This window comes from Streptomyces sp. NBC_01003, assembly GCF_045162695.1.
GTDB lineage: Bacteria > Actinomycetota > Actinomycetes > Streptomycetales > Streptomycetaceae > Streptomyces.
This window is the reverse complement of record NZ_CP108707.1, coordinates 2,224,646-2,245,972: the sequence shown is the minus strand read 5'-3', so window position 1 is coordinate 2,245,972 and position 21,327 is coordinate 2,224,646. Positions and strand designations below refer to the sequence as shown.

The following is a 21,327-nucleotide window of genomic DNA, read 5'->3' as shown; positions in this document are numbered from 1 at the left end:
CACGCTACACCACGGCCTGTTCTCCATTTCCTGTCCGTCACCTGATGCCAGGGTTGAAACTAGTTCCCCCAGGCTATCGTCGGCATCAGGCAGAGCGGGCACCTAGACCCTCGCCCGCTCGACGGCATCCTGCGCCCGAGCTGCACGATCACTGCGCGGTCGGGTGCGCGGTGGCGCCCAGGACCCGGATGCGCCTTGTCGAGTGCTCGATGACGGCGAAGAGCGGCGGGCGGCTGGTTCGACGTCATCCCCCTGTCTGAGGCACGTGTGGCCTTCACTGTCGGCAGTGTCTTGGGGGAGGGAATGGAGGCGACGACTGCCATGGGACAGATATGGACCGCCATCCACACTCTGGGCGGCCGGTCCCGGTCTGGCCGATACCGGAAGGAGGCGGCTGTGTTTCCAGCCGCCCCGTAGCCGGCCTCATGCCTGCTCAGTGTGGCTCCACCCACCCGTGTCGAATGGCGTAGCCGCCGAGCTGCATCCGGGTCCGGACACCGGCTATGTCCATGAGGCGGCGTAGGCGTCGGTGCAGCGTCCGCGGCGACAGTCCGAGTTGTGTCGCGGCCGTCGGATCGGTCAGGCCTGCCAGCAGTAGGGCGAGGATCCTCCGGTCGAGGTCGGTCGGGCCTTCCGCACCGAGTTCGACGGTGGTTTCGGCTTCTCCGCCGGAGCCTGACAGTTCGAGCGGGTGGGCGGTGCGCCACACCGTCTCGAACAGCGCGTCCAGAGCATCCAACAGGCCGCTGCGGTGCAGCAGCACTGCACCGGGCTCTCCGGCCGGTGTGACCGCGAGCGGGACAAGGCCGAGGTCGGCGTCGGCCAACACGAGTTTCATCGGCAGTTGGTCGGCGACACGCAGCTGCACGCCGTTGCGCAGTGAATCGATCGCATCGGTGATGATGCCGGGCTCTGCCAGCACGGCCCGGTCCAGGACCACCCGGAAGTGCACGCCGCGGCCGATGGCCACGGGTTCGGCCGTGTTCTCGCCGGGCGGCACGGCGAGGAACGGTGCGGTGATGAAGCTGCGGACCTGCGTGCGGGCTGCCTGCTGCACCTGGAGGAAGCGATGACGGATGGCGTCGACTCCCGTGACGACCTCGATCAGATCGTTGATGCTGTTCCCGGTCATCGCCGCCCGGTGTTCCTCGGCGAAGGTCACCAGTGCCTGCTCAGCCATGCGCAGACCGTCTCGGCGCTGGCTGATGAGCGCGCCGAGCGCCATGGCCGGCGGCGCGGCGGTGAACTGCTTATCCGCCGATCCGATCACCAGTCCCCACTCGACCAGACGGGACAAGACCTTGTCGACGTCGGCCTGCGATACGACGAGCAGATCCGACAGCAGCGTCGCAGTGGAGTTCGGCTGTCCGAGCAGCGCCCGGTAGACGCGCTCGTCATCGGGGTCGAGACCCAGGACATCCAGCATCGGCGACCGACTCTCTTCCGCTTGCCGCAGCGGGGAGAGTATGCGCCATGGTGGCAGGCCCTGAATAGTTCCTGCTGGGAGCAGGTGTGACGGGAAGGGCCCCGGGGAGTCGCCTCCCCGGGGCCCGACAGTGCGGTTCATCGCAGACCGTACGCCCGGATGATCTCGTTCTTGACGCTGAAGCCGCTGTCCGTCCCGGCGCTCGCGCGGACCGAGAGGAAGCCTCCGCGCTTCTTCGCTGTCCTGAACGAACCCGTCCAGTAGCCGTGGGCCCCCTTGGCCAGGGTCACCTTCTGCCAAGTGGCGCCGTCGTCGTACGAGACGTCCAGCTTCACCTTGGTGACGGTGCCCGGCACGGTGCCGAGGTCCATCGACACCGGCTTGAGCGAGATCTTCTGGGTCGCATCGGCCTTGACGTCGCCGTGCAGGTCCGACTCCAGCTTGTAGTCCAGGTTCAGCACCGAGAACGGCTCGAAGGAGTCCGAGTCGACGGTGTCGGACATGAACGTCCACTCGGTGTGGGTGCGCGTCGACAGCCGGAAGACGTCACCGGGCCGCTCCGCGTCGAGGACGGCGCGGTAGGGCAGGTTGCCCGCCGGGACCTCCTCCCACTGCATGTCTCCGCTGACCGGGTTGTCTTGGATCAGCGTGTCGCCCTGGAAGATCTGCAGATGGGACGGCGTCTCACCCCACGGCAGGTAGCCGCCCAGCCGCATGTTGTCGCTGGCGGAGGCCCACGCCTGCACGTTCCAGGTCATGTAGTTCCCCCAGCGAGAGTTGTACACACCGAAGGACTCGCTCTGGCCGGGCCGGGTCGCCGGGGCGAACCAGTCCAGACGGGTGGTGCTGCCCTTGGCATACGTGTTGTCGCCCGACACCATTGACCACGGGAGCGCTCCGTCGACGCCCTGGGTGTGGAACTCCCTCCAGACCTGGCCCGGGGTCACCCATTCGGTGCGGGTGCCCGGGTGCCACTCGATCTCGGGGAGGTTGAACGACGGGCTGAGGGTGAAGTCGGACCGGTAGCCTTCCGCCAGCCCGCCGTCCGTGGCCGAGTAGTAGCGGGCATCGATCCGGGCGAGGTCGCCCTTGGTCGGCTTGTAGACGAGGGCCCGGTTCGGCACCTGGCCGGGGTAGTCCCGGGTCAGGTCGTAGACGAACGGCGTGTACTCGGTCTGCTTCGCGGTCAGCTTCAGGATGCCGGCCTTGGCCATCGCGACAAGGGTCCTGCCCGCGTCGCGGTGCACGGTGGCGACCGGGATGGGCGATTCGCCGACGTCCTCCATCAGGGCACCGATACTGTCGTTGACCACGATCAGTGCCTTGGCGCCGGCCGCGGCCGCGGCCTCGGCGCGCTCCTGCGGCGAGACCTCGTCGCTGCGCTTGATGACGACGACCTTGCCCTTGGCCTTGACCTTCTTGTATTCGGCCGCCGCGCCGTTGCCCGCGTAGACGGCGTCCAGCTTGTCCGTGGCCGTGTCCAGGGTGCTGCCCGCCTGCACCAGTGCCTCGAAGCGGAGCCGACCGCCCATTGCGCTCAGGCTGAGCTGCGGCTCGCCCTTGCGCCAGCGGGTGGTCAGCATGAACTCGCCCTGCTTCATCGGCTCCGTCGGGGCGACGTAGACATCGTCGTACGTCGGCGGCAGCACATACGCGCTGCGGAAGTCCGTGAACGGGTCGAGCCCCTTGTAGTGGACGTTGAAGTCGACCTTGCGCTGGCGGTCCTCGGTGCGCTGCGGCGCCTCGGTCTGCAGCAGACGTGCCTTGCTCGCGTCCAGCACCACGTCCATGGAGCGGTCCTTGAGCACGGTTTCCGGGTCGACCAGCACGGCCAGACCCGAGCGGTCCGCCTTCTCGCCGGCCACGTCGAGGTACCCCGCGACGGTGTACAAGCCGGGTGCCATGCGCATGGTGGTCGAGCCGTCGACGTAGACCGTCCACGGCCAGAAGTCGCCGGCCAGGTTGACGGTGACCCAGCCGGCGGCGGGCTTGCCGTCCCGTCCGACCAGCTTGATGTTCAGGTCGTAGCGCTCCTCCTCCTTGAGTAGCGCGACGGAGGTGCGGGTCACCGGCTTCCCGGTGGCCGCGTCGGTGCCTATGACGTAGCCGACGTGCCGGCCGGCCGAGGCGGCTTGCGGGCCACCGGTCACCGCGACGGCGGCGGTGCCGCCCGCCGGGACGGTCACCTTGGTCGCTCCCAGTGTGAACGGGCCGCCGTCGTCGGTCAGCGCCAGGTTCAGCGTGACATCGGCCGAACCTGTGTTGGTGAAGGTCAGGTCCTTCTTGACGGCGACGTCGCTCGGTTCGTGCGGCCATGTGTAGTTGCCGAAGAAGAGCGATCCGGTGCCGCGGACCGTGGTGCGCACGGCGGCGGCCACGTCGACACGGCCGGTGCCGACCTCATACGGCGAGTACCCGTCGTCCAGGCCCTTCGCGGTGCTCATCAGGTGTTCCTTGAGCTGTGCGCCGGTCCAGTCCGGGTGCTGCTGGGCCAGGATCGCCGCCGCGCCGACCACGTGCGGGGTGGCCATCGAGGTGCCGCTGAGGGTGCGGTAGAGGCCCTCGCCACCGTCGGTCATGTCCTGCGAGCGGGCCGCGGTAATGTCCACGCCGGGCGCCGCGATGTCCGGCTTCATGCCACCGGAGCCGGCCAGCGGGCCGGTGCTCGAGAACGACGCGAGCTGGTCCTGCTTGTCCGTGGCGGCCACGGTCAGCGCCGAGGCGGCCGCGCCCGGGGCGGAGATGCTCTCCGGGCCCGCGTTGCCGGCGGCGATGACGAACAGCGTGCCGTACTGCTCGGACAGCGCGTCGACCGTCTGCGACATCGGGTCGCTGCCGTCCGTCGGGTAGGAGTCGCCGAGGCTCATGTTGACGACGTCCGCACCGGATTCGGCGGCCCACTGCATGCCGGCCATGACCCAGGAGTCCTGGCCGTAGCCCTCCGCGCCGCCGAGCACCTTGCCGACGAACAGGTCGGCGCCGGGGGCGACGCCCTTGTTGTCGCCGCCGGAGGCGGCGCCCGAACCGACGATCGTGCTGGCCACATGCGTGCCGTGCCCGTTGACGTCGGTGATGGCCTCACCCGGCACGAAGCTGGTTGTGCCGTCGATCAAGCCGGCGAAGTCGGGGTGGTTGACGTCGATTCCGGTGTCGAGCACCGCGACCTTGACGCCCTTGCCGGTGTACCCGGCCGCCCAGGCCTCGGGCGCGCCGATCAACGGCACGCTGTCCTTGAGGTTGACCTTCACGCGACCGTCGAGCCACAGCTTCGACACACCCGCGCCCAACTTCGCGCTGCCCTGCGGCGCGACGGTGCTCCAGAAGGTGCGGGCCTGCCGCTTCTCGGTGGTGAGTGCGGCGCCGTGTATGCCCTTGAGCTTGCGGGTCAGCTTGCTGCCCCGGGGGGCCGTCGGCTCGACGGCCGAGCGGGACTTCGGCTGGGCGTACGCCGCGATGAGCGGCACCGCGGCCGACTTCGCGTCGTCGTAGCCCATCTCGATCAGGTCGGTGACGTTGAACAGCCGCCGGTCCAGCTTGTCCGTGCCCAGCAGCGGCACAGCCTCGTCCGGGATGACGAACAGGTCACCCTTGACCTCCTGGATCTTTACACCGCCCACGGCGCTGTCCGGCCGGTCGACGTCGGCGGTCTGCTTGCCGTCGGCCATCGTGGTGACCGTGACGACGTCGCCGGTGACCAGGGTGACCTTGTGGGTCGCCGAGGGCTTGGCGGGAACGGTGGGCTTGCTCGGAGCGGCTTGTGCGGGCGCTTGCAGAACTGCGAGCCCCGACGCCAGAAGCGGCACCACGGTGGCGGCCGAGAGCAGCTGCCAGCGTCTACGCCGGAAGGCGGAAGACTGAGAGGGGGAGAACATGCCATGGGTCTATCGGCCGGTAACGCCCGACGTGAAGGCCTGATGACGGCAAGTCCACGCCATGGCAAGGACTTGCCAGCCGCAAAGGGCTGGAAGCTGGGCAAGACTCACTTGACGACGCCGAAATTCAATCCCCGGTGACCTCTCTGGTTCCGCCTCTGGGAGCGCGCGGGTTCGTGAAATCTCGGACGGCGAAACAGGGAAACCCGCGCGCAGGTCGGCCTGTTGAGGGCCGTGGGCGCGCGGGTTGGGGCTGGGGTGGTGTGGTGTCAGGCGCCGGTGAGGGTGTGGGAGGTGTCCATGAGGCGCTGGGTGGTGGTGTTGAGGGCGATCAGTGTTCGCTGCTCGAAGCGGCCGGGGTTGCCCCAGTAGAGGGGTGTCTGCCAGTCGTGGCGCCGGGTGGCTTCGACGACGTTGTGTGCGGAGGTCTCGACGGAGTCGAAGAGGACCGGTCCGAGGACTTTGGCGCTGGCCCGCATGGACCAGGGGGCGATGCGCAGGATGTCGGTCTTGGCGGCGCCCGCGTCCACGACCGCGGCCGCGAGGCCGGGTTCAGTTCGGGTGAGGTGGGCGGCGTAGTGGTCGTTGGCGAGTTGGATCGGCTTGCGGTCGTGGCCGAAGTCGAAGGGGGCGAACTCGGGGAACCTGGTGAAGTCGGTGTCGTCGGTCGGCGGGACCGCTGCGGTCATCATGACCACGACCGGTCGCCCGGCCTGGCGCAGGGCGGGCAGCCGGAGTTGCGTGAGGTGGTAGCGGCTGAGGTAGTTGACCGCGAAGAACGGGTGGAGCCCGTCGGTGGTGCTGCTCTCCTGGGAGGTGAATACCCCGGTGGAGTGCACGAGGGCGTCGGCGCGGTCGTGCTCGTGCTCGTCGAGGACACGCTGAGCGGGATCGCGGACGCCGTCGTGGGTGGACAGGTCGGCGGTAAGGAAGGAGGCCCGGTCGGCGTCGGTGCCCAACGAGGCGAGCGCGGCCTGGCCCTTGTGCGGGTCACGGCCCAGGAGGATGAGCTGGTGGCTACGTGCACGGGTGCGGCAAGCTGCTGCCAGACGTATCGGCACGAGGGACATCAGCCGCTTGGTCTGGGCCCGTGAGGAGAATGCGGCGCTCGAGGCGGCACGGGCCAGGATGTCCGGTACTTCTCCCAGCCGACGGCTTGGTCGCCGTGCGAGGCGAACTCGGCATTTTGCCTGTCCCGCTCGAAAATATGATTCGCGGCTGTGGCCTGCACGTGCTGTTCCTGGCGAAGCGGGCTCGACTGCTCTGGTTCGATCTGCGGATGTCGCTGTCGGTTGTCACCGCGCTGGTCCGGAATCTGATCACGGTGCCTGCTGCGGTGCTGCGCAGCCGCATGGCCAAGGACGCGGAAGTGCTGGCACTGCGGCACGAGAACGCGGTGCTGCGCCGTCAGATCGTCCGGGTCCGCTACGAGCCCGCCGACCGGATCTGGCTGGCGGTCCTGTCCGGGCTGGTCCCGCGGGAGCGCTGGCGCCAGGTCTTCGCGGTCACCCCGACCACGTTGCTGGCCTGGCACCGCTAACTCTTCGCCCGGAAGTGGACGTTCACCTCCCGTCGCCGCCCGGGCCGACCCCGCACCGCGCCCACCATCAGGCAATTGATCCTGCGGTTGGCCCGAGAGAACAGCCGCTGGGGCCACCGCCGGATCCAGGGCTCGATTCCTCCCGCCTGTGCAAAGAGGGCGGCCCCCGAGAGGGCCGCCCAGTGACGGGTTACTGCCGTACCGCAAGAATGATTGCCAGTACGACTACCAAGGTGACGAGTTCCACCTTCACACCTCCTTTCACGGGGATTCCTTCGCGCCACGGCAAGCCGTCGCGCGAAGGTCCCCTGATCAACAAGGAGGTGTCGCCAAAGCCAGTATGCCCGAACTTCGGGGAAACGGGACGTAGTTCAGCGGTCAGAGCACCCGCTTTGGGAGCGGGGAGCCGGAGGTTCGAATCCTCCTGTCCCGACCACGACACAGCCCCGCCACGGAGGAGAGATCTCGCGAGCGGGGCTGAGCCATCTCAGTGCGAGAGCCACCATGCGATCAAGCCGGAAGTAGCGCTAGACACTGTCGCTAGCAGGCGGACGGGGACGCGGTCCGCAGTGACGCGGAACCCACCGATGCGGAACTCAAAGTATGGCCCTGCGCCGGATGGCGACTTGATCTGTTCCGGAGTACGCGACATGCGGACAACCCTCCCGCCTGTGAGGAACGCCCCTTGTTCACAAGGGCGTTGGGGGTGCTGCGTGGGGTGCGAATCGCGTGAGGAGTATGTCACGGGGGACCGGATGCGGTGCACCGGAACTGGGCGTTTGATCTGAGCTTTTCTTCGAGGTCGGAGAGCTGCTATTGCTTTGAAAGGTGCAGGTAGGGGTGGTATTCGCACCCCGATGGCTATTCGAACGCAACCTCAACAGGGTGTGTCGCTCTCGGGCGCGCGTGATGCGGAAGCTGGCATGCGTTGGGCGCCAGCGCCGATGAGTTCCGGCCCTGGTCAGCGGAGGTCGGGTTACGTCACCGACCTGCGAGTCTTGCTGACCGACTGGTGCAATCTCCTGTGCACGCAGTGCATGTAGGAAGAGGCTCTGACCTGGTTCTGGGCCGGGGGAACGGCCGACGTCGTCGAGGACGCTCGCGCCCGCGGCCTCACTGTCGACGTGGTGTGGCCGGATGGCGCGGCACGCAAGAGCTGACCAGAGCCCAGACGTACGAATACGCCTCTGCCCGGCCGTGAGGCCAGACAGGGGCGCATGTTTCATGAGCGGCGGCGATCCGCCGGCAGCCCGAGGGCGCTCGGGCCCGGTGTGGGGTCGGGGGAGGGCTGCGGCGAGGTGCACTCGTAGCGCGGATCGTCGGGGTCGAATCCCGCTGCGGGGCGGCAGGTGTACATCATTCCTCCGTACTGGAACGTCCAACTCGACGGTGGCATTCCGTCGTTGCCGACCTTCCCAGCGGCCTTGCCCGGCGGGCCCGATGATCCGGCAGGCCCCGCGGGGCCCTTTCGATGACGGTCACCCTCGCACGCTTACAAGACTGCCCCGTGTCGCCGCTCCTCAAAGAGCGGCGGACACACGGTCGGGCGGGAAGCACGCTTTCCAGATTGTCCAACGTGGCTATCCGGCTGGAACAGTGCAGCTGGGTACGCCGCCACCCCGACCCCTGCAGTGAGGTATCCGTCAGGCATCGACGGAACTGGTCCTCGTGCTCTTCGTTCTGCGTCAGACTGCGTTTGTTCGTCCACCTGATGAAGGCTGCATTCGCGCGCCGTTGGGAGGTCTTGGCCTGGGTAAGCCAGATGTCGAGGTGGGACTGCGTGAGGCCGGTGAGCTCGATCGTCAATATCAGAGATTAATCATTGGCCTTTTCGTATGCTTCCTTAACGGAAGCGGGAACTCGACCCCGGTCATTCACCTCAAGGCCGTATTCCTTGGCCCAAGCCCGAATCTGGGCCGTGTCCGAGTGGGCGGAGGGTCCTACGGCTCGACGCTTACCCCTCGTGCCGGCAGTGGTGACGCTGCCACGTACTCGACGGGCCCCCTCGGCGCTCAAGTAGGGGTGCAGAACTTCCAACAGGCGATCGTGGCTCTCCGTGGAGAGGTCAATCTCGACCCCAGCCCCGTCGATGAGGATGGTGTGGGTACCGATCTCTTCGGATTCTTCACCTGTGAGGTCGTCCGTATAAGTGATTACTTCTCGCTGAGCCATGCGCTGATTGTAGGGCTAGGGCCTGCGCCGCCCCTCTTCACTCAGAACAGGGGCGGCCCTCGGGCTCAGCTTCGGCAGAATGGAGGTGTCAAGCCATGGTTCGCACTTTCATGGCTACCCTGACCGGATCATCGCTCACTTCTTTGATTTCAGCAGCCGCCGGGCGACCTTTGGTTTTGTCCGTGTGATGCGGGTGATCGTGACGGTAACAGTGACGGTGCCCGCCGTGCCGTGCGTCGTGACGAGGGTGGTGAGGGACGCGCGGGTCCGGTCGTGGACGGTGCGGGCGACGTCTATGGCTCGGTGTCCCTCGGCCAGGACACAGCGCACCTCCACTTGCCAGCCGGAGCCGTCTGGGTCAAGGACGACACGGATGCCCGACAGCGGCGAGGCGAACCTGTTGGCTGCCGCGCCTGCAGTTGTCGTCGCACATTGTTTTGTCCCCTCGTGGCTCCGGCTGGACCGCCCGGCGCCGAGTTCGGTCCGCACCCTGGCGCAGGGCTCTTCGCAGGCAGGTTCCGGAACGACCGCCGGACTCGGGCCCCGGGGCGGGCTTGTGCGGCTCGCTCTTCTTCTCCCACGGCCGACGGGAGACCGACCGCGAGTGGCCGGGCGAGCGAGCTGCATCTGGATGTGAGCCCGGCGATCAGCGGCCATAGGGCCACCGGCGGTACGGGTGCGCCGCTGGCTGTGCAGCGCTGCCTGGTCACAGGGGAGGGCATGACGCGAAGGCCACGGTTTTCATTCGATCTCCAGCATGCTGATGGGCTGAACTTCGGTGTGTGCCATCAGTTGTACGGTTGTGTGGTCGCCGTCTTGGCACTCGGCCCACTCCCAGTAGTGGCAATCGGATCCGGGGCCCGTCTGGACGTAGCCCAGGTCTGTGAGGGCCTGTCCGCGTGCGCGCAGGGTGGGGGCTTCGGTGCCGGGCAGGTTCGTCGAGGGCCACTCATCGGCCGGGACCCCGTACAGGACTACCGCGATCTCCCAGTTCGCGTCCCCTGGAGAGCGGGTCAATTGGGCGCGGGTGAAGTGGCCCTGGGCGGTCGGGTCCGTTTGAGGCCCTGGCAGTTTGGGCCGCGGGTCGAGGACGTCTGCCATGGCGTCGTGGGGATCGGGGAGCGGCACAGGGGATTCGGAAGTCACGAGTTCTCCTCACAGCAGGTTCATGGTCGCGTGCCAGGAGTCCCCGCCGATGGGGCATGGTGGCGCGACCTTGTGGATCGTCGACCAGTGGATGCGAGCCCGCTCTCGGGCGATATTTTGAACACGCGTGCCGGGTGCAGGCCGGCGAGGAACCCGCTCGCCGCGTCGCGGGCGTCGGTCGCTTTCTGTGGGCGGCTGAGTGCCTCGGCCGGGTAGGCATGGTGGTCTTCGACCGTTGGCGGGTGCTGCATGGGCTTCACCCCTCGGGAGGACTTCGGTGCGGCTGCCGCTACACGGCGCATCTACCCCGCGGGAGCGCGATGAAAATGGTGCGTCTTCCGTTGGGTGGTTCGGAGCCGTCGCCAGCGGTCGTACGTGGAGGTGAATTCGCAGGTAGGCGGTTTGTGAAGGCTTCTAGCGGTGTGCTCAGCCCGGGTCGAGGTGGAACTCGTGTGGCCTACCGAAGAGTGCTCGGTTGTATGACGGTCAGTTACCTGGGTACGGGGGAGTGGTGAGCGGGGGCCATTCCGCGGCGGGCAGCCGACGTCAATGTCGCAGTCGGCTCCACGGCCCCGCCAATGGCGAATAATGCCGAGAGAAAGGAACCACCTCATGCAGAGCGTCTGGGCCTACCCGGCAGGCATCGGCTATCAGGGGCAGGAGCAGGCGGCGTTGACGGGATTCACCCTCACGGCGCCGGACGGGATAGTCGGCCAGGTGGAACGTCAGGTGGATGAGGCCGGTATGCAACACCTGGTCGTCGATACCGGCGTGTGGGTTTTCGGCAAGAGCGTCCTGATCCCGGCCGGCATCGTTGTCGCCATCGACACGGGTGCCCAGACCGTGACGGTCACTCACACCAGGGACGAGATCAGGGCCGCGCCCCGCTTCACCCTCGACAGCCAGACCACCGAGCCCGCCTACCTCACCGAAGTGGGCAACTACTACGCCACGTTGGAGCGGTCAGCGCTTCTGTGACGCACGCGGCGGCGCGAGCAGGTGCCGGCGCCGCAATACGACTGCTGCCCCCTCCGGGCGCCTGGGCCACGGACTTCCCCAGAATTTAGGCCTGATCGCCTCAGCAGGACGCCCCCCTCCCACTGGCGCGTCTCGCAACCTTTGGCGGACAACGAGCGGCGTCCGGTGCGGTGCGGTGCATCGCATGGCGGCCGAATAGCCTGGTGGTCCTGGTACCGGGCCGTATTCGGCTGATGGCCAACGAAGCGAGGTGCTGTGCCGGGCGTCGCGAGCATGGGAGGTCTTCGACCTGTGATGATGGAGCGTTCGTTGAAGGTGATCGACGAGGAGCTCCAGGTCGCGGGGCCGATGTTTCGCCGCCGTGTGACGCTCGTGGGAACGCTGTAGGTGATGTGGTGAACTGGTTGACCTCGCTGCCGGCGGTGGTGCTGGTTGTGGGCTGGCTCTTCCTTGCCCTACTGGTCGCGGCCGTGGCACGGGTCGGCGTCCGGGCGCTCGTACCGGTCGGGGAACAGGGCAGGGTGCCGCAGATCGCTACACCCCTGATGCCTACACTCGGCGCTGCCTTCGCGATCTTTGCGGCACTCACACTGGCCAGCGAGGCCAGTTACCTGCGCGCAGCAGAGGGGTTGGTGAGCGACGAGGCGGCCGCAGCCTCCCGCCTGGGGTGGGCGGCGACAAGTCCGCGAGTCCAGTCGGAGCCGATCCATGCGGCACTGCTGGACTACCTGCAGACCGCGCGTGTCAGAGAATGGGAGGGTGCGGCAGCGGCGTCCGGTGACGACCCGGCCACCGCTCGCGCGATCGCACGACTGGAGCGGAGCGTGCGCGCCGAGGCGGCCCGGCCAGAGCTGGGAACCCCGGCGAGCACGGAGCTGCTGGTGTCCCTGGACAGCGTCACCAGTAGTCGTCGCGCCCGCATTGCGGCCGCCTCGCGCGACGTTCCCGCGCTCTACGTCGTCACGCTTGTGGTCAGCGGACTGGCCTTGATCGTGAACGCCGGCGCACTGATCTTCCGCAGCAGCCTGCGAACGTCACTGCTCGTCGTGGGCGTTGCGAGTGTGGTCGGGCTGAGCCTGGCACTGCTCTTCGCACTCAGCGCGCCCTGGAGTGGACCGTTCATCGTGAGTGGGCATCCACTCGACGCCGTCATCGGTGACCTGAAGTCCGGCTTCTTCGGCCGCGGGCCGTAGGAGATGGGCGCGATCAATACGCCGACGGGGGAGCTCGTTCGCGGCCGGCTAATGGCCTGTCATGCAGCCTTGGCCGGGTAATCGGGCCATTGGCGGATCGGGGCTCCGGCGCGAAGTTGGTCTTGGGCTCGGCACGGGAGTTGCGCCAACGGATGTAGGCGCCGATGGCGGCTTTCTGCTCGCCGTGGGTGTGGTGGTCGATGGCATGCGAGTGCTCTCGCTGCCCAGCAGACCGCTTGTCATTGCCTGGATCCTGCCGGGCTCGGAAAGTCATCGCCGCTGGTCAGGCGGTGTAGCGGTACTCGTTGAGGGTGCCGCCGAGGACGCGGGTGCGCAGGAGCCTGCGGCTGCCCAGATCGTGCACAGTGGCGGGTTGATCCTGGGCATCGGGAGGCAGTTGATTCCGGGACCGATGGGGCCGATGCGTGTTGTAGTGCCGTTGGAAGTCAGCGAGAACGTGTCGGGCGTGGGCCTCGTTCATGACCAGGACGTGATCCAGCGCTTCGCGCCGGATGGTGCCGATCACCCGCTCGCAATGTGCGTTCATCCGGGGAGCCCGGGGTGCGCTGAGTAGTACGTCCATGTCTTCGGCCTGGAAGACGGCGTCGAAGGCAGGCCCGTACTTGCCGTCGCGGTCGCGCAGGAGGAACCGCAGGGACTCGATGCGGACGCCCAGGTCGGCGGCGACATTCCGTGCCTGCTGCACCACCCACTCCCGGCCGGGGTGGGCGGTGACGCCGGTGATGTGCGGGCGTCGGGTGCCGTGCTCGAGGAATGCCAGCGCGTACAACCGGTGGCCCAGAGCGGTGTCGAGATGGAAGAAGTCCGCGGCCACGATGCCCTCGGCCTGGAGGGTCAGGAACTCGCGCCAACTTGGGCCGGTGCGGCGCGGGCGGCGTCGATGCCGGCAGCATGCAGGATCTCCCACACAGTGGATGCGGCGATCGGGTGCCCGAGACGAGCGAGCTCGCCCTGGATCCGCCGGTGGCCCCACCTCGCGTTTTCCCGAGCGAGTCGTAGCACCAGCACCCGGATCGAGTGCACCGTGCGGGGCCGGCCTCCGCGCTTCGGCCGGGACTGGGCAGTGTGTCGGCGGGCGACGACATCGCGGTGCCAGCGAAGTACCGTGTCCGGCCGCACCAGCAGCCGCATCCGACGCAGCACCTCCCGTGGCAGGCCCTGGAGGAGCGACGCCAGGAACGCCCGGTCGCTCGCGTGCAACCGAACCTGCTGCCCGTTCAGCTGCCGTTCCAGAACGCCGATCTGGTGGCGCAAGGCCAGGATCTCGACATCTTTCTCACGGCCGCTCATCGGCAGCAGTCGCAGCATCGCGAACGCGTTCTTCACACCCAGGTACGCCAGTCTCAGCAGCACGACTGATCATCATGCCGCGCCCACCGCCGCCGAGCGATAGCGGCGACTTGAGCGGCCTCGGCCGGCGCCAAAACCTGCGCCCACCTGGATGGATGAGGTATTCGGCAAGGGCACCGTCGGTCAGGGCACCGTCAGCACGATCTTTCCGTGCGCCTGGTGCGAACGCAGTCGTTCCAGTGCGTCGGCGGCCGTGGGGAAGGTGCGGGCGCTGTCGATGAGGGGCCGGACGCGGCCGTCGGTGACCGCGGGCATCAGCTGCCGGCCCGCCTCGGCGATGACCTCACCGAGTTCCGCGGCCCGGGTGAAGCCGAAGGAGACGCCGCGCAGGCGCAGGTGGCGGTAGGACAGGGCGTCGAGGTCGATGGTGGTGCCGGCGGTGTCCAGACGGCCGATGTTGACCACCGATCCGTCGACCCGGGCCGCGGGAAGGCATGCGGCGAAGGTCTCGCCGCCGACGTGGTCGAGGACGACGTCCGCGCCTTCGCCGCCGGTCGCCTCGAGCACCGCGGCGGTGAGGTCCTGCTCGCCCGTCGCCACGACGGTGTCCGCGCCCGCCCGCTTGAGCAGGTCCGCCTTAGCTGACGTACGGCTGGTGGCGATGACCGGTTGTGCACCGAGAGCCTTCGCGATCTGCAGACCGATCAGGCCGATGCTCGACGACGCGCCGGTGATCAGCACCGACTGCCCCGGCCGGAAGCCGCCGGCCATGAGGGCGCCGTGCTCGGTGAGCAGGCCGGTGGGCAGGGCGCAGGCCTCCTCGTACGGGAGCTCTTCGGGCACGGGAAGGACGTGCCGGTGGTCGACGAGTACGTACTGGGCGAAGCTGGCCGGGGTGGTGCCCATGACGCGCTCGCCCACCGTGAACGTGGAGACGCCGTCCCCGACGGCCGCGACCTCACCGGCGAACTCGTAGCCGGCCTGGAACTCCTTGCCGGTGCCGCCGCTCGTCGGATCGGCCCCGGCGGCCATGGCGGCGTCGGCGTTGTTGAGTGCGACGGTGCGGGCGCGTACGAGGATCGGCCGGGACCGGGGTCGGGCACGGGGATCTGCCGGGCCTCCCATGTGGGGCCGGTGCCGCCGAACAGCGCGGTCATGCTGGTGGTCATATGTCTTCCTCTGTGGGGTGGTGCTGTCCGGGGCCCGGTACGCGTCGCCGGGCCCCGGACAGCACCGGTTGGTCAGTGGCTGCGGGTGCGGGGACCGTGGTACTGCTCGTCGGTGACGTGCTCCAGCCAGGAGGTCTCGGGCCGGTCGTCGTCCGGGGCGGTGCCGTCCCACAGCGCGATGTGCTGCATGAAGCGGTCCTCGGTCGCGCCGTGCCAGTGCTCCTCGCCGGGTGGGCAGGTCACCGTCTCACCGGGGTGGGCCTCGAAGGTGGTGCCGTCGCGGGTGCCGATCAGGGCGGTGCCGGCGACGACGTGCAGGGTCTGACCGACGGCGTGGTGGTGCCAGGCGGTGCGGGCGCCGGGGGCGAAGCGCACCATGTTGGCGCGGATCCGGGACGGCTCCTGGCCGGCGTGGATGACGTCGAACCAGACGTCTCCGGTGAACCAGTCCTCGGGACCCTTGCCGGTGGGCTTGGGCTTGACGAATTCCATGGGTGCTCTTGCTTCCTGTAAGGGTGTGCGGGGAGGGGTGGGGGCGGATCAGGCCGCGTCGTCGTAGGCGAGGTTCGAGCCGAGCGAGCGCGAGGCGGTCGCCTGGTCGGTGATCTCCTTGCCCTTCGCCTCGGCGGTGGGGATCGCGTCGTCACCGGCGACGAACCGCAGCGGCGGCTCGGCCAGCTCGGTGAGGTTCAGCAGCGCGCCGGCGAGCTTGGCCGGGTCACCGGCCTGCTGCCCGTTCATCGACTGCCACATCGCCTTGGTGGTCTTGGTGCGCTCGGCGTAGTCGTCGATCGACAGCTCCGCCCAGCTGGTGGAGGCGTCCACGAGCAGCTCGGTGCGGAAGAAGCCGGGCTCGACGATGGTGGTGCGGATGCCGTACGGCTCGACGTCGTAGCGCAGGGACTCCATCCAGCCCTCGACGCCGAACTTGGAAGCGGCGTAGGCGACGCAGAACTCCTGGCCGACCAGACCGGCGATGGAGGAGATCGTGACGATGTGGCCCGAGCGCTGCTCGCGCATGACGGGCAGGACGGCGCGGGCGACGTTCATCGGGCCGAACAGGTTCGTCTCGATCTGCGCCCGCATCTGGGCGTCGGAGATCTCCTCGAAGTAGCCGGCCTGGAACGTGGCGGCGTTGTTGATCAGTACGTCGATGCGGCCGAACCGGGCCACTGCCGCGTCCACGGCCGTCTGGGCGGCGTCGGAGCTGGTGATGTCCAGGGCGGCGACCAGCAGGTTGTCCTGCTCGCCGCCGAGCGCCTTGAGCACGCTGTCGGGGCGACGGCCGGTGGCGACGACCTGGTGGCCGGCGGCCAGGGCCTGGCGGGCGATGTCGGTGCCCAGGCCGCGGCCCGCACCAGTGACAAAGATGACCTTGCTCATGAGAAGGGGATGCTCCTGCGTAAAGGGGGTGTCAGTGGTCCTGGGGGGCGTCGGCTGACGCCAGGACGACCTTCAGCTGACCGGCGGCGCCCATGGCGTTGGGCCAGCCGGCGTAGAACGCCAGGTGGGTGATGGCCCCGGCCAGCTCTTCCGCGGACAGCCCGTTCTCCAGGGCCAGCTTGAGGTGGAAGCCGAGCTGGTCGGAGCGGTACAGGGCGATCAGCGCGGTGACGGTGACCAGGCTGCGATCCCGCGGGGAGAGTCCCTCGCGCTCCCAGACGTCGCCGAAGAGCACCTGGTCGGTGAGGTCGGCGAGTTTGGGGGTGATGTCACCGATGGCCTGCTGTGCTGCGGACTTCTTTTCCGACACGATGCTCTTCCTTTCGCTTTCCTGTCTGGCGCAATTCCAGGTTTGCACCCCTACGCGCGCCTGTGCAGAGGAGGATTTGTTCCTGGGAACGAAACATCCTGGGAAGAATCCTTCCCCCTCACGCCGGGCCCTTCCGCTGCCACACTTGGGGCATGAGTCCGACACCGCATTTGAACGAGCTGGGCGAGTTCCTCAAGGCCCGGCGGGCCGAGCTGAGCCCGCGCGTCGTTGGCCTGCCCGACAGCGGCGGGCAGCGCCGGGTCGCCGGGCTGCGCCGGGAAGAGGTCGCCCAGCTCGCCGCGATCTCCACGGACTACTACACGCGGCTGGAGCAGGGCCGACTTCCTCCCTCGGCGCCGGTGCTGGAGGCGGTGGCCCAGGCGCTGCAGCTGGACGACGACCAGCGGCGCTACGTGTTCGGCCTGGCCGGGAAAGAGACGGCGAAGCCGCGCCGCCGAGCCCGGCAGAAGGTTCAGCCGCAGTTGCGCAGGGTCCTGGACGACCTCACCGCCACGCCCGCCATTGTGATGGGCCGCCGCATGGACGTTATTGCCTGGAACCCCCTCGCGGCTGCGCTCATCACCGACTTCGCTGCCGTCCCGGAAAGGCACCGCAATTATGTGCGCATTCTTTTCACCGACCCGGTGATGCGCGCCCTGTATGCCGACTGGAAAAGCGTCGCACGGACCGCGGTCGCGCAATTGCGCATGGAGGCGGCGAAGTATCCGGACGATCCACGCCTGACCGCTCTGGTCGGTGAACTGTGCGTACAGGACGAGGACTTCCGCCAGTGGTGGGCCGCCCACCATGTTGCCACCCTCAGCGTGGGCACAAAGGTTCTCAACCATCCCATCGCCGGCGAGCTCCGCCTGGACTGGGACACCCTGACCGCCAGCACCGATCCCGACCAGCAACTCGTCGTCTGGACCGCCGAAGTCGGCTCCACTACCCACGACGGCCTGCGCATCCTCGCCTCATGGGCCGCAGACCAGTACCAGGCCACCGCACAACCGGCCGAGTGAGGCCTGAAGGGTGTCAGAATCTCCGCACGTGCTGTGAGCTGGGTTTTCCTTCCTGGGGAGTGATGGTTCATCAGGAGGCTCGGTGGTACTCGTTGAGGAGTCCGCCGAGGATCTTTCGGCGTCGGATGCGCCCTGCGGGGAAGGGGATGGCGGTGGGGTCGTCGCCGGGAGTGTGAAGGTCCAGGCTTCGGTGGGCCCTTGTGGTGTTGTAGTGCGTCGCGTACTGGTCCAACACGGTGCGCAGGTGGCGTTCACCGAAGATCAGCATCCGGTCGGTGCACTCGGCTCGGGCGGTGCGTGTCCAGCGTTCCGCGAAGGCGTTCATCTTCGGTGCTTGTGGGGTGGCCTTGAGGACCTGGGTGCCGTTGCCGGCGAACACCGTGTCGAAGGCCTGGGGGAGCTTGGCGTCGCGGTCCCTGTTCAGGAAGCGGAACGGGTGGGCGCGGTCCCCGAGTTGGAGGAGAGGGTTGCGGGCCTGCTGGGTGATCCAGTCGCCGGTGGGATGCGTGGTAACGCCGAGGGTCACGGTGTCCACGTGGAAGAAGTCCGCCGCGATGATCCTCTCGGCCTGCGCGGTGAGGGACTCGTGCTTGCTCGGACCGGTCCGACGCGGGGCCGGGTCTATGCCGGCTGTGTGCAGGATCTGTCAGACCGTGGACGGTTCGATCGGGTGCCCGATCCGGATCAGCTCGCCCTGGACTCTGCGTTGGCCTCACCGCGGGTTTTCCTGCGCGAGGCGCAGGGCGAGCTTCTTGAAGGCTGCCGTGGTGGGTGGGCGGCCGGTCGGAATGGTTGCACTTGCCGGCGGTCAGCCTGCGGTGCCCAGGCCGGCAGCGTCCCCGGCGTGATGGGGAAGATGTTCCTTCAGTAGCGGCGGAGTATCAGCGACGACAGTGTGGCCGGCCAGAATCGGTCCGTGGGCTCGTTACGGTCCGGACCGTTGAGCTGTCGTCGCAGCCCCGTGTTGTCGTGCGGCAGCACCAGCAGTTCGGCGTCCTTGGCGGTGTCCCGGCGCAGCAGCACCGCCGGCACGGACAGCGGCGCACGAGCTGCCTTGTACAGCAGCGAGATGATCACCTGCGCAGCATCGCAGCCACCACCGATGGCTCCACACACGGGCCCCACCTGCAGCGATGACTTTATGAGCCCCACGCGTAGTAGATGGGGGCAGGGACGGGCTCGCGGCAGCGGTAGGCCGTCTCGTCGGCCATCGACAGGGCCGGTTTGTCGATAGCGGGGATCCGACGAAATGCGCTGGTCAGGGGCGACTCCCGCCCCTCGGTGACCGTTTCCCGTGAACTTGTAGATCGTTTCCCACCGCCGAGGTGAGCCGTTGGCGCGAGCTCATCACCGAAGACTTCAGCATCGCCATCCCGGCCACGTCCATGACCGGATCCGACGGCAGCGGGCAAGCCGCCGACTCGTTAGCCCTGGCTGAGCTCGGGAACATGTCTCCGAGCTATAGGTCCGTACCGGCGTTGCCCTCGTCGTTCGAAGAGTCTCGCTGCTTGGTCTCGCCCTTGGCGGAAGGGCCCTTTTCCTGCCCCTCCAACAGCTCCAGGAGCGCAGCGTCTGCCTTTTCCTGGTCTTCCTTCGTCAGTTCGAGAGGGGCGTTGATGTAGACGGCATACCGGTCGGGATGAATGATGTTGGTGGTCCTCAAGGTGAACGTCAGAAGCGAGCGCCAACCCTTGCGGTGGCCGACCCTCACTTGGATTCGGACCTTGTAGTCACGGGCCTCCAGAACCAACCCAGAAAACGGTGCCTCGAACTCGATGAAGAGTTGTTGCGCCTCTCTGCCGGCCACAACGAATCCGGCCGGCAGCTTCTTTTCCTCGTCCGGCCCGGGTTGGAGACGAGATGGTGAAGATGTCCACAGGAGCGGCAGATGAGAGGCGGGCTCATCCGGGAAGCTCAGCATGAGATCCTGCACGACTATCGGCTTGGCACCGGTGTTGTGAAAGACGAGCGGAAGCCGCAGGCGAGTCATGGAGCCGTGGCAAATCGCTGCAAAGGAATGAGGCTCCCACGTCTCCAGGCGCCCCTGTCTGGCGTTGATCCACCAGAATGAGGCTACGGTGAAGACCAATGCACTGATCGACACAACGCTGGCAGCAGAAAGCGATGAGAACGCATTCTGATCAACGGCGGCCGTCAGCGGAAGCACAAATTCAGTGTGCCAGTCTCAGGGTGGGTACGCTAAACGTCACTCATGGGGCGACGGCAGCTAGTAGGACTCCGTTAGGTCTTTCGGTCGGTCGTGTTCAGGAGCATGGTGAGTGTGTGGACGCACATGAAGTGAACCGTGCTCGGGCGAAGTTGGCGTTATTCGTGGCTGATGTGTTCGCGTCGGTGCCGCGCAAGGATCAGCGGGCGAAGGGTGACTGCTATCTGCGGGGACTGATGACGGACGGTCGCCGCAAGTCCATCCAGGCCATGGCGGAGCGGCTGCCGGACGGCAATGAACAGAACCTGCAGCAGTTCGTGAACCAGTCGACCTGGGATCCGGTGCCGGTGCGGCGGCGGATCGCCGAGCGGTTGGTGCCGCTGATCGGCCCGGATGCCTGGGCGGTCGATGATGTGTCGTTTCCCAAGGACGGACGGATGTCGGTCGCTGTCGCGCACCAGTACTGCGGGGCTCTGGGCAAGCAGGCGAACTGTCAGGTCGCGGTGAGTGTGCACGCGGTCTCCGATGTCGCGTCCTGTCCGCTGCAGTGGCGGTTGTTCGTGCCCCAGGAGTGGGCGGACGATGCCGGACGGCGGCAGAAGACCGGGATACCGCAGGAGGCCGGGCACTGGGAGAAGTGGCGGCTGGCCCTGGACACCTTCGACGAGCTGGCCGGGTGGGGGCTGGTGCCGCCGGTGGTGGTGGCCGACGCCGGCTACGGGCAGAACGCCGACTTCCGCGACGGCCTGAGCGAGCGGGGCATCAAATATGTCGTGGCGGTCCGTTCGGACGTGACCGTCCATCCGCACGACGCGCAGCCCACCGCCCCGGCGTGGTCCGGCAACGGCCGCAAGCCGCAGCCCCGCTACCGTGACAAGGCGTCCTCGGTGGCCGCGCTGGCGGCCGGCCATGGGCGGCAGGCGTTCACCGAGGTGACCTGGCGGGAAGGCTCCCGCGGGCCGATGCGCTCGCGCTTTGTGGCGCTGCGGGTGCGGCCGGCCGGGGTCAGGGCCCGCCGTCTGGCCCAGGCCGCCGCCACCGCCGAACACGGCTACTGGGACGGTGTTCTGCCCGAAGTGACGCTGCTGGTCGAATGGCCCGAGGACGCCCAAGAACCCACCGGCTACTGGCTGTCCAGCCTGCCCGCCGACGCCCCGCTTGCTGAACTGGTCCGCCTGGCCAAGATCCGCTGGCGCATCGAGCACGACTACCGGGAACTCAAGCACGGCCTCGGCCTGGACCACTTCGAGGGACGTTCCTGGGCCGGGTGGCATCACCACGTCACCCTGGTCACCGCCGCCCACGCGTTCCTCACCGAACAGCGCCTGGCCCCAAAAGCCGATACAGCGGACTCAGCCTCTACCAGATCCTCGACGCCATCCAGGACCTGCTGAACTGCTGGACCGGCACCTGCACCACCTGCCACCGCCCCTTGCCCAGAACATCCACCGCCAGCCAGAACCCAAGATCCAGAGCGACCTAACGGAGTCCTACTAGCCTCGCCGTTTCGTTTGGGGACGGCGGCTGTTGGGGCGGAAACGCGAAAGTGCCTTCCTGACCTGGGACGATGAACCTTGC

At 67.7% G+C, this 21,327-nt stretch carries 17 protein-coding genes, 1 tRNA gene and 2 pseudogenes; 6 read left to right on the top strand and 14 right to left on the bottom strand.

Annotated features, from left to right (window positions below; all coding sequences use genetic code 11):
* Positions 1 to 433: 433 nt before the first annotated feature.
* From OG698_RS10585 to OG698_RS10575, 3 genes are all read right to left on the bottom strand, one after another.
* Positions 434 to 1,426 carry a helix-turn-helix domain-containing protein gene (locus OG698_RS10585; protein ID WP_406102837.1) on the bottom strand — a complete coding sequence of 331 codons (993 nt, stop codon included), beginning with the start codon at positions 1,424 to 1,426 and terminating at the stop codon, positions 434 to 436.
* A gap of 137 nt (positions 1,427 to 1,563) precedes the next feature.
* Positions 1,564 to 5,298, bottom strand: coding sequence for a S8 family peptidase (locus OG698_RS10580; RefSeq protein ID WP_406102835.1), 3,735 nt, complete (start codon positions 5,296 to 5,298; stop codon positions 1,564 to 1,566).
* Positions 5,299 to 5,567: 269 nt separating this feature from the next.
* A complete protein-coding gene (locus tag OG698_RS10575) occupies positions 5,568 to 6,368 on the bottom strand; it encodes an SDR family NAD(P)-dependent oxidoreductase (RefSeq protein WP_406102834.1) in 801 nt (266 codons plus the stop codon).
* 209 nt (positions 6,369 to 6,577) lie between these two features.
* Here OG698_RS10575 and OG698_RS10570 point away from each other — a divergent pair.
* Together OG698_RS10570 and OG698_RS10565 are read left to right on the top strand one after the other, a co-directional pair.
* Positions 6,578 to 6,976, top strand: a pseudogene (locus OG698_RS10570) (integrase); the annotation flags it as partial.
* Between the two features lie 222 nt (positions 6,977 to 7,198).
* Positions 7,199 to 7,274 (top strand) — tRNA-Pro (locus OG698_RS10565).
* Between the two features lie 1,379 nt (positions 7,275 to 8,653).
* Here the strand turns inward: OG698_RS10565 and OG698_RS10560 are convergent.
* The 3 genes from OG698_RS10560 to OG698_RS10550 all read right to left on the bottom strand — a co-directional run bounded on the left by OG698_RS10560 (position 8,654) and on the right by OG698_RS10550 (position 10,156).
* Positions 8,654 to 9,010 carry an Lsr2 family protein gene (locus OG698_RS10560; protein ID WP_406102833.1) on the bottom strand — a complete coding sequence of 119 codons (357 nt, stop codon included), beginning with the start codon at positions 9,008 to 9,010 and terminating at the stop codon, positions 8,654 to 8,656.
* A gap of 135 nt (positions 9,011 to 9,145) precedes the next feature.
* Positions 9,146 to 9,346: a hypothetical protein gene (locus tag OG698_RS10555; protein WP_406102831.1), complete on the bottom strand. Its 201-nt coding sequence runs from the start codon at positions 9,344 to 9,346 to the stop codon at positions 9,146 to 9,148.
* Between the two features lie 405 nt (positions 9,347 to 9,751).
* Positions 9,752 to 10,156, bottom strand: coding sequence for a DUF6303 family protein (locus OG698_RS10550; RefSeq protein WP_406102830.1), 405 nt, complete (start codon positions 10,154 to 10,156; stop codon positions 9,752 to 9,754).
* A gap of 612 nt (positions 10,157 to 10,768) precedes the next feature.
* Between OG698_RS10550 and OG698_RS10545 the strand changes: the two genes are divergently transcribed.
* Both OG698_RS10545 and OG698_RS10540 read left to right on the top strand, forming a co-directional pair.
* On the top strand, positions 10,769 to 11,134 hold the full coding sequence (locus OG698_RS10545) for a PRC-barrel domain containing protein (protein ID WP_406102829.1): 366 nt from the start codon (positions 10,769 to 10,771) through the stop codon (positions 11,132 to 11,134).
* A gap of 395 nt (positions 11,135 to 11,529) precedes the next feature.
* The gene (locus OG698_RS10540; RefSeq protein WP_329567805.1) at positions 11,530 to 12,327 is read left to right on the top strand and encodes a hypothetical protein; all 798 of its coding nucleotides are present in this window, start codon (positions 11,530 to 11,532) and stop codon (positions 12,325 to 12,327) included.
* 283 nt (positions 12,328 to 12,610) lie between these two features.
* Here the strand turns inward: OG698_RS10540 and OG698_RS10535 are convergent.
* From OG698_RS10535 to OG698_RS10515, 5 genes and pseudogenes are all read right to left on the bottom strand, one after another.
* A pseudogene (locus OG698_RS10535) lies at positions 12,611 to 13,701 on the bottom strand (integrase core domain-containing protein).
* A gap of 120 nt (positions 13,702 to 13,821) precedes the next feature.
* Positions 13,822 to 14,763: a zinc-binding alcohol dehydrogenase family protein gene (locus OG698_RS10530; RefSeq protein ID WP_406102828.1), complete on the bottom strand. Its 942-nt coding sequence runs from the start codon at positions 14,761 to 14,763 to the stop codon at positions 13,822 to 13,824.
* Positions 14,764 to 14,879: 116 nt separating this feature from the next.
* Positions 14,880 to 15,299, bottom strand: coding sequence for a cupin domain-containing protein (locus OG698_RS10525; protein WP_406102827.1), 420 nt, complete (start codon positions 15,297 to 15,299; stop codon positions 14,880 to 14,882).
* Between the two features lie 48 nt (positions 15,300 to 15,347).
* The gene (locus OG698_RS10520; RefSeq protein ID WP_406102825.1) at positions 15,348 to 16,190 is read right to left on the bottom strand and encodes an SDR family oxidoreductase; all 843 of its coding nucleotides are present in this window, start codon (positions 16,188 to 16,190) and stop codon (positions 15,348 to 15,350) included.
* A gap of 31 nt (positions 16,191 to 16,221) precedes the next feature.
* On the bottom strand, positions 16,222 to 16,560 hold the full coding sequence (locus tag OG698_RS10515; RefSeq protein WP_406102824.1) for a carboxymuconolactone decarboxylase family protein: 339 nt from the start codon (positions 16,558 to 16,560) through the stop codon (positions 16,222 to 16,224).
* Positions 16,561 to 16,712: 152 nt separating this feature from the next.
* Here OG698_RS10515 and OG698_RS10510 point away from each other — a divergent pair, with 152 nt between their 5' ends.
* Complete coding sequence (locus tag OG698_RS10510) at positions 16,713 to 17,582, top strand: helix-turn-helix domain-containing protein (protein ID WP_406102822.1); 870 nt, start codon at positions 16,713 to 16,715, stop codon at positions 17,580 to 17,582.
* 70 nt (positions 17,583 to 17,652) lie between these two features.
* Here OG698_RS10510 and OG698_RS10505 read toward each other — a convergent pair whose 3' ends face one another.
* The 3 genes from OG698_RS10505 to OG698_RS10495 form a co-directional block, all read right to left on the bottom strand.
* A complete protein-coding gene (locus tag OG698_RS10505; protein ID WP_406102821.1) occupies positions 17,653 to 18,117 on the bottom strand; it encodes an integrase core domain-containing protein in 465 nt (154 codons plus the stop codon).
* Positions 18,118 to 18,446: 329 nt separating this feature from the next.
* On the bottom strand, positions 18,447 to 18,659 hold the full coding sequence (locus tag OG698_RS10500; protein ID WP_406102820.1) for a hypothetical protein: 213 nt from the start codon (positions 18,657 to 18,659) through the stop codon (positions 18,447 to 18,449).
* Between the two features lie 382 nt (positions 18,660 to 19,041).
* On the bottom strand, positions 19,042 to 19,749 hold the full coding sequence (locus OG698_RS10495) for a hypothetical protein (protein ID WP_406102819.1): 708 nt from the start codon (positions 19,747 to 19,749) through the stop codon (positions 19,042 to 19,044).
* 116 nt (positions 19,750 to 19,865) lie between these two features.
* Between OG698_RS10495 and OG698_RS10490 the strand changes: the two genes are divergently transcribed.
* Entirely contained in the window at positions 19,866 to 21,143 is a 1,278-nt protein-coding gene (locus OG698_RS10490) for an IS701 family transposase (RefSeq protein WP_406102818.1), read from the top strand.
* Positions 21,144 to 21,327: the final 184 nt, after the last annotated feature.

Coding starts and splice junctions, on each gene's coding strand:
- OG698_RS10585 (WP_406102837.1), bottom strand. CDS start 1,426: ATGCTGGATGTCCTGGGTCTCGACCCCGATGACGAGCGCGTCTACCGG.
- OG698_RS10580 (WP_406102835.1), bottom strand. CDS start 5,298: ATGTTCTCCCCCTCTCAGTCTTCCGCCTTCCGGCGTAGACGCTGGCAG.
- OG698_RS10575 (WP_406102834.1), bottom strand. CDS start 6,368: ATGTCCCTCGTGCCGATACGTCTGGCAGCAGCTTGCCGCACCCGTGCA.
- OG698_RS10560 (WP_406102833.1), bottom strand. CDS start 9,010: ATGGCTCAGCGAGAAGTAATCACTTATACGGACGACCTCACAGGTGAA.
- OG698_RS10545 (WP_406102829.1), top strand. CDS start 10,769: ATGCAGAGCGTCTGGGCCTACCCGGCAGGCATCGGCTATCAGGGGCAG.
- OG698_RS10530 (WP_406102828.1), bottom strand. CDS start 14,763: ATGGGAGGCCCGGCAGATCCCCGTGCCCGACCCCGGTCCCGGCCGATC.
- OG698_RS10525 (WP_406102827.1), bottom strand. CDS start 15,299: ATGGAATTCGTCAAGCCCAAGCCCACCGGCAAGGGTCCCGAGGACTGG.
- OG698_RS10520 (WP_406102825.1), bottom strand. CDS start 16,190: ATGAGCAAGGTCATCTTTGTCACTGGTGCGGGCCGCGGCCTGGGCACC.
- OG698_RS10510 (WP_406102822.1), top strand. CDS start 16,713: ATGAGTCCGACACCGCATTTGAACGAGCTGGGCGAGTTCCTCAAGGCC.